This window comes from Chitinophagaceae bacterium (assembly GCA_007695095.1).
GTDB lineage: Bacteria > Bacteroidota > Bacteroidia > Chitinophagales > REEL01 > REEL01.
In genome coordinates, this window is the sequence record REEL01000055.1 from 1 (window position 1) to 8,205 (window position 8,205).

The 8,205-nt window shown below is 33.1% G+C and carries 5 protein-coding genes; 4 read left to right on the forward strand and 1 reads right to left on the reverse strand.

The window, feature by feature from the left end; genetic code table 11:
* On the reverse strand, nucleotides 1-3,178 hold a 3,178-nt coding region (locus tag EA412_01290; GenBank protein ID TVR82710.1), incomplete at its 3' end, for a PKD domain-containing protein.
* Between the two features lie 140 nt (nucleotides 3,179-3,318).
* Here EA412_01290 and EA412_01295 point away from each other — a divergent pair.
* From EA412_01295 to EA412_01310, 4 genes are read left to right on the forward strand one after another with little or no spacing between them, the layout of a single operon-like run.
* Nucleotides 3,319-4,731 carry a hypothetical protein gene (locus tag EA412_01295; GenBank protein TVR82711.1) on the forward strand — a complete coding sequence of 471 codons (1,413 nt, stop codon included), beginning with the start codon at nucleotides 3,319-3,321 and terminating at the stop codon, nucleotides 4,729-4,731.
* A 3-nt stretch (nucleotides 4,732-4,734) separates the two neighbouring features.
* Nucleotides 4,735-5,445, forward strand: a complete 711-nt coding sequence (locus EA412_01300; GenBank protein TVR82712.1) for a class I SAM-dependent methyltransferase — start codon at nucleotides 4,735-4,737, stop codon at nucleotides 5,443-5,445.
* The gene (locus EA412_01305) at nucleotides 5,432-6,667 is read left to right on the forward strand and encodes a glycosyltransferase (GenBank protein TVR82713.1); all 1,236 of its coding nucleotides are present in this window, start codon (nucleotides 5,432-5,434) and stop codon (nucleotides 6,665-6,667) included. The genes EA412_01300 and EA412_01305 overlap by 14 nt, the downstream gene beginning before the upstream one ends.
* Complete coding sequence (locus EA412_01310; GenBank protein ID TVR82714.1) at nucleotides 6,664-7,980, forward strand: hypothetical protein; 1,317 nt, start codon at nucleotides 6,664-6,666, stop codon at nucleotides 7,978-7,980. The genes EA412_01305 and EA412_01310 overlap by 4 nt, the downstream gene beginning before the upstream one ends.
* Nucleotides 7,981-8,205 lie beyond the last annotated feature (225 nt).

Below are 8,205 nucleotides of genomic sequence, written 5' to 3' on the forward strand. Positions count from 1 at the left end.
AGAAGCCGTAGGTAGTGTTGCGGTCAGGGCCAAGGTTGATGGGGGGGGAGTATTTCGCTTGAATATATCCTGTAATTTTGTTTAGTTCGGTCTCATCAAGTGCTCTATTGAATATGAGTATTTCTGCAAGTTTCCCGTTAAAATAATTTGCAGATGTACCTGCAGAACTTCTTCCAATTGTTATATTACTTAGCTCTGAGTATGAAACTTCTTTTAAGAAGTTTCCGTGAAATAAATTATTAATATAAATTTCTCCATTTGGGTTATTATTATTAAACTTAACAAGCCAAGGTCGGCTCATATCATAGTTTGTAGCAAAAGAGCTTATGGTACCATTGCCTTTGAAAAATTGAAATGCTGCAGAAGTGGTTGAAATCTGAGTGCCCCACCAAGAAGGTATTACTGAAGAAATAATTGCTCCTGCTGTTGTTCCCCTTCTTTCACCCAAAGCAATATAAGTAAAGTTTTCAGGGTTGAGTTCCTGGACTGCATCAATGATCAGGTATTGATTAGGTGTGAAATCCAGTGCTGGTTTATTCAAGAATGTAGTTATGCCAGGACGTTGTGATGCAATCATTTGCAACGCATGATTGTTTTCTCCACTTAAGTCAGTCCACTGCGTTACCTTATTATCAATGGAATCAAAAACATCTCCCCGAAGCCATAGACTTAAACCATCAATAAAGACAGGGTTTAAGGATATAAATTTAATAATTTCAGATCTAGTACTATCCATGCATAAGTTAAATGCAGCTACCCTCCAATAATATTTACCATGTCCTATTTCGAGAGAATAATTGGTATCCTCAAGACCATCTACTTCTATTATGATATCTTCAAATGATTCATCCAATGCCACCTGCAAGCTATAATAAGATGCGAAACTGGATTCATTCCATGAAAAATGTATAAAGCCATGCTCAATTATCTGGTTATTTTTAGGGTGTATTAAAGAAAAGTTTGTTGGAGGTTGAAAATTCGAGTACACATATACAAAGTTACTAGTGGTATCTGTGCACCCGTTAGAAGATTCAACTATAAGAGTTATTTCAAAAGATCCTGGTTTTTCAAAGGTTATAAAAGGATTCTGTTCAGTTGAAAAAATGTTTTCGTTATAAACCCACATCCAAGAGATAATTTCACCATCCGAATGAGGCAAACTTTGATCGATTAACTGAACTGGTATATTTATACATGTAGTATCCTTAGAAAAAATTGCCTGAGGTGAAAAAAGCACTTCAACAGGCTTTACAATACTTGCCTGGCAGGTAGAGTTTGCAATAACTGTTAGTGTCACATCAAAAATACCAGGTTCGTTAAATGTAAAATTAGGATTAGGTTCATTAGAAATAAACCCATTTTCAAATTCCCACAACCAGCTATTTAATTCATCGTCCTCTGCGGGCTCTGAAAGGTCAGTAAAAATAGTTTCTGTGCCAAGACAACTTGTTGTTGCACCAAAATCAACAGACGGTGCTGTTCCAATTATTTCTACAAAAATGCTATCTTCAGCTATACAACCATTTTCATTAATGACTGTAAGTGTGTAATTTCCAGTTTGCGTGATAACGATTTCAGGTGTTATTTCATTGGTATTCCACAAGTATGAAATAATTTCGGAATCTGGATCAGTTTCTACCAGACCTATTGAATTTCCTGAGCAAAGTTCAATGTCAGGGCCAAGACTTATATTTGAAGCAAAATCATCTAAAGCGAGGAAAATTGTATCTGAATAATTATAATAACCAAGGGTATCAGTCACCTTTACCCAATAATTACCTGGCTGTTCAACTTCAATTAAGCTGGTTCCTGCTCCATTTGACCATTCAAATGAATAGAGTTCGGGATTCGGAAGTTTGGTGGTTAGAAACACTGTACTATCCTTACAAATGATACTATTCGTTGCAGTTAAATTTACGTTTGGAAAGAATACTCTTATTGTATCACTTGTATTTAACCCAAAACTATCATTTGCTGTTAACCAAATCAATGAAGTCTCATTGGCTATAATTGAATTATTTATTGACCCATTAGACCATAAATAATTAGTAAAACCTTCAGGAGCAATTATACTTATCGGTTCAAAGCCATAATCTACTTTTACATCTTCACCAAGGTCGAGCTGCTTCGAATACTTTTGCCTTAAGTAGGTATTAATCAAATGAGTTTCTTGATCATTAACTGCTTTATTATATATTAATATTTCTGCAATCTTTCCCTTATAGTAACCTATGAATTGATAATTGGCGTATCCTATATGATAATTGTTGTTAGTAAATGGAGAAATAGCATTTGAAGCAGTTGTCGAAAAAACTTCATGTGTATTAATATACCCTTGTAACTGCGTGTTAATTGTTTTTTTTGTTTGAAAAATTTTTTTTGAGAAACCACTGTTAAAAAGATCTCCCGATGATGATTGAAAATTTCGATTTATTACATTAAATTTTTGATTTCCAACATTTCTTGTGATCCAATATCCATCTGGGAAAGGACTAATAAGAAAAAAAGGAAGCTGTAGGCTTCCACTTACAGTACCACCATCGGCTACAATAAATGTTGTAAAAGAAGATTGATGAATGTTATTTAGTTCTGTTCCTGTGAAAAAATGAGAAGTTCCGTCAAAATCAATCGCAGGTTTATTATTAAATGCATTTTCAATAAATATGGGCTGATTTAGTGTTTCTGCTTGTTCTGCGTGATTCCCATTACCACTCATATCAATCCATTGATATACTGAATTGTCGTTCTTTAGGATTTCTCCTCCAGCATCAAGCCAAAGAATATTTTCTGAAATGTCAGAAGGATTAAAAATTGTAAAGGAATAAGCAGGTGACCATTCATAACAATCTCCATTATCACAACTTCTTAGACGCCAAAAGTATTGACCCGATTCGGAAAAATCAAATTCGATTTCCGTTTCATCTGAAATTAGCTCATCTGCAACAAGTGGGATAAATTCAATATTTTCTGAAATTTGAAAATGATAACTTAAGTTCCCTTCAGTTTGATTCCAGGTAAATATTAAGGTACCTGAGCTAAATACTGAGTTGTTTTTTGGATTTATCTGATACGGAATATTAACAAACGCACAGATTGTAAATGAGTAAATTACGAAAAAAAATGTAATAAGTTGTTTCATTGCAATTCGGCTAACCACATCTCTTATTTTCTTTGTCATTCAAACAAGATCCCTAAATTTCCAAATAGTAAAAATTATCGGATTATTATTTTCACATATTTAAGTTATTTGATCAGCAATCAAAATTACTTCTTTTGTATGGCATTAACTACGCAATAACACCGAAATAAACACTATTTTTGGGGAAAAAATTGAAGAAGCATTTCAGTGACATAATTACCCGGATTAAAGATGTAAAAAAGGAGGGTTCCTTTATTCAGAATATCACCTACACAATTTCGGGAAATGCTTATGGTATATTACTTCAATTGATTTTCTCACCGATATTGGCCAGAATATACTCTCCTGAGGCTTATGGGGTTTTTGGATTATATATGGCTGTTGTGGCAAATATTAGCATGTTTTCACTATTGATGTTGCCAAATGCTTTTGTAATCCCTAAAAAAGAACGAGAGTTTTCGAGATTGCTTCAATTGACATTGTTTCTAACTATTTTTTCTTCATTAGTCGTTTCAACTGCTTTTGTTTTTTTTGGTCAAAATATAGCAAAGTTGTTTGATCATGATGGGGTGCAATGGTGGTATTATTTGGTTGGACCAACAGTTTTTTTGTTGGGAATAATACAGATTAACAGCAATTGGATTGTACGCTTGAAATTATTTAAAAAAACGGTAAAGGTTGGTTTTGTTACAGGTTTAGTGGGACGAATATTTAATTTATTATACGGAATTTTAAGCAAAGGGTCATCAATCGGATTGGTCATTGGCGAATTAACAGGAAAGCTTTTCGGATTATTTTTACAAATTAGAGTAATAATTGGCGCGAATTATAATTTATTATTTAAATCATGGTCTTATAAAAAAATGATTTGGGCACTAAAGGAGTTTAGAAGCTACCCCTTATTTTTATTACCAGGAAACTATATTAATCTTTTGGCAGGACAACTTCCTATTTTTTTGTTTGCATCTTCATTTGGTTTTGAAATGGTTGGTTTTTATACTTTTTCACTTGCAATGCTTGATATGCCTTTAAGGCTTTTCGGAAATGCAATTTCACCTGTTTTCACACAAAAGGCAGCTGAAACACAAAATACAAATCCCGAAAGAGTTGGATCTATCACAAAAGATGCATTTTTAAAATTGTTGCTTGCAGGTCTCATTCCTTTTGGATTGTTATCAGCATTTGGTGATTACATTTTTGTTTTTGTTTTTGGTAATAACTGGCAAATGGCAGGTACAATTTGCAGACTTTTAAGTGTTTTTTACCTCTTTCGACTTGCTGTATCACCAATTTCATCTGTCCTCGCAATTATAAGAAAAGAAAAATATGGACTAATAAACAGTGGATTGATATTTCTATTAAGAGTTATATCTCTTTACATTGGAATTTTTATCATTAATGATGTTTTAATTACAATTGCATTGTTTAGTCTGGCAGGGATAATTGCAATTTTTGTATTGATTTTTATTATATTCTCATTTTTAAAGCAAAATCCATATTCTATTATAGTAAAGGTATTTATTTGGGGTTCGGGATCGGTAATTTTTTTTAATAGCTTAAGATGGGTGCTGAATAACTTGATATTTTCCTAAAATATGAAAAACGTCAGTGAGTTTTATGATGGTTATGCTTCGCGTCAATTAGAAGCAAACGTTACACGAAGGCATAACCATATTATGAAAGGATTGGTTAGATTTGGACTAAAAAATGATCAAAAAGTACTTGAGATTGGATGCGGTATTGGAACATTAACCGGACTTTTGGCTGATTATTTAAACGATGGAATTCTGTTGGCAAATGATATAAGCCCTGAAAGTATAAAGATTGCTCAAAAACGTCTAATTAACTACAAGAATATAAAATTTATTACAGGAAACTTTTTGGATCTGCAAACAGAGATGGTTGTTGATGTTGTTGTGCTGCCCGATGTAATTGAACATATTCCTCTCTCAGAACATAACTTTTTATTTCAAAAAATCCAAAAACTCTTAAAGCCAGGTGGCTTTGTTTACATTAACATTCCCAATCCCTATTATCTTAGCTGGTGTATAGAACATAAACCCAAAATCCTTCAAATTATTGACCAACCAATTTATACGGATTTGCTTTGTAAAAATATTTATCACCATGGGTTATTCATTTTTCATCTGGAAACTCATTCTCAATGGTTTGAAAATGATTACCAAAGTATTGTTCTGAAACGAGTATCTGATCAAACAGAATTCAAAGAACTCACTTATATTCCAAAATCTATATTGAAAAGATTGCTTTTGAAGATAAAAAAGAAAATGTATGGTAAACGATAATGATCAACTGGTTTTATTAACCAATGAGTTTCCATATGGAACTGGAGAGACATTTCTGGAAAGTGAGATCACCATTTTGTCTGAACATTTTTCTAAAATCAGAATAGTACCTTTTTCTTTACCTCATAGAATCATAAGGACAGTCCCTGAAAATGTGACTATTCATTCGATAAGAAAAAGTGCCAGAGTAAGTAATTTGCTGTTGATTAGGAACTTTATTGTTTTTTGTAAATTGTTCTTAATTGATTTCTATTTCCAATCAAGAAAAATTTTATATCTAAAAAATTTTAGGGCTCATGTAAGTATTTTTAAGACTTCGTTGTTTTTTTCAAAAGGCCTTGAAAAGATTATTGATGATGAAAATCTTAGAAATGCTCTTTTTTACAGTTATTGGATGGATGTTTCAGCTGTTGCATTGAGTATTTTAAAATATAAAAGTTCTATTTCTCGATATATTTTTCGCACACATGGTTTTGATTTATATGAGGAAAGAAGAAAATACGGAATTATTCCATTTAAATATTCTGTGCTTTTAAACTGCAATAAATGCTTTACAATTTCTGCACATGGTTACAATTATCTGAATCTTCAGAAGAGGTTTAGAAATAAGATTACTTTGAGCTATCTGGGAGTAATCAACCATGGGATCTTAAATCCATTAAATTTTAACAAAGAGTTTATTATTGTTAGTTGCAGCAACCTGGTGCCAATTAAGAGAGTAGATTTAATAGCCAGAGCCTTGCAGAAAGTCGCATTTCCAGTAAGATGGATACATTTTGGAGATGGTGATGAGAGGAGTACTATTCGAAAATTGATTGAAAGTTTACCAAAAAATATTAAAGTCAGTCTAAAGGGAAGAGTAACCAATCTTCATATTCTGGATTTTTATCAAAACAATCAGGTTAACCTTTTTGTCAATGTTAGTAAAAGCGAAGGACTCCCTGTTTCAATTATGGAGTCCATTAGTTTTGGTATCCCTGTTATGGCAACAAATGTGGGAGGAACAAGTGAAATTGTAAATAAGCAGACAGGCATTCTTTTGCCGGAATCAATTTCGCCGGAATACCTGGCAAAAGAGATAAATCTTTTCGCTAAAAGTGATTTAAATAAACTAGAATTTAGAAAAGGAGTGCGAAATTTCTATTTAAACAATTTTAACGCTATAGAAAATTATACGAATTTTGCTTTATCATTAAAGACAATTGATTCTAATCAGAAATGAGAAATATTTTAATCATTTCCTACCACTACCCGCCCGATAACATCATCGCTGCCCGTCGTTCCGAGGCATACGCACGACATTTTCATAAGTTCGGTATTTTCCCCACCATTGTTACCGATAGATATGAAAAGGAGTATGATGGCCAAGGTAAATTGATAGGGTATAAAAATCACAAACCTTACGAAAAACCCATAACTGAACAATATAAATCCCACCGTGTGGTAAGATTGCCAAGGTATATAACTCCTTTACAGTGGTTTCAAAAATCCATTGAGCGAATTCCATTACTTAGCCCTCTTTTTACCCTGCTGATGAACTGCCTGGGCCATTTTGATATGCATTTATTAAGTCATCATGCCAATTATAAAAGTTTTTTATCAAATCACCTGAAAAACAATTCTTACAACATGATATTGGCAATAGACAGCCCGCACTTTCATGTTAGATTGGCATACTTACTCCATAAAGATTTCAGAATACCTTATATAGTTGACTTTAGGGATTTATATGATAATAACATACTGAACCAAGACTATAGACCAACGTTGAAAAGGAGAATAATCAATAATTTGAAAAAAAAAGCTTTTACAAAATGGCTTAAGAACACAAAGTTAATTACAGCATCTTCTCAATTATTGGCTGATTATTATGCCGGCCTTATTAATTGCAAAGGTTTCGAAATTACCAATGGATTTGAGGCCATAGATTATGAAGCTATTGAGCAGGAAAAGACTCAGCTTTTTCAGATTGCTTCAACCGGCCGTCTTTACTGCAATCAGGATTGGTCGGTTTTTGCCAGTGGAGTTAGGAAATTTAGTTCTGAACAAAAGCCTGATAATTTCAGGGTAGTATTTGCAGGAGTCAGGAAAGATGCGAATGATATTATTAAAACAATAAAATCATTTATTCCTGAACAATATTTAATGATTAATGGCTGGTTGGATAAAGAAGAAGTTTATCGCATACAATACTCTTCCTCTATTTTAATCGTTGCCTCCTGGCAAGGTACATTGGGAGTATATTCAGGTAAAATCTTTGAATATCTTGGTGCCCGTCGTCCCATTCTGTTTGCTCCTGGTGATAATGACGGAGTGGTTGACCGGCTCCTGAAAAGAACCCGGGCAGGGATTTCCACCAATACGCCGCAGGAAGTTTGTACCTTTATCACCGAAAAATACAACGAATGGAAGCAAACCGGACGGGTGAGTTACAGTGGAATAGAAGAGGAAATTATGAAATATACCCGGGAAAACCAGGTAAAGAAAATGGCGGAATTGATCCATAATTTTCTTCCCGCTAAATCAAACAGGTAGATTGTATGAGAAAACCATGGTTAAATTTAGCAATAGATAAAAAACTTTCAAAAATGCTAAGTCAAAAATATACGTCATATATGATATTTCATGTGTTAATTTATAGCAGGAAATCCTTTTACTAATGCTAAAGAATGATTTTTCTTTTTAAATCCTAACTATTTCCATCGCTTTGAAAACCCTTGAAGTTTATAAGAAATAAAAAACCAGCATATGAATGTTCTG

Excerpts from the sequence above, each read along its gene's own strand:
- EA412_01300 (TVR82712.1), top strand. The coding sequence starts at position 4,735 with ATGAAAAACGTCAGTGAGTTTTATGATGGTTATGCTTCGCGTCAATTA.
- EA412_01310 (TVR82714.1), top strand. The coding sequence starts at position 6,664 with ATGAGAAATATTTTAATCATTTCCTACCACTACCCGCCCGATAACATC.
- EA412_01305 (TVR82713.1), top strand. The coding sequence starts at position 5,432 with ATGGTAAACGATAATGATCAACTGGTTTTATTAACCAATGAGTTTCCA.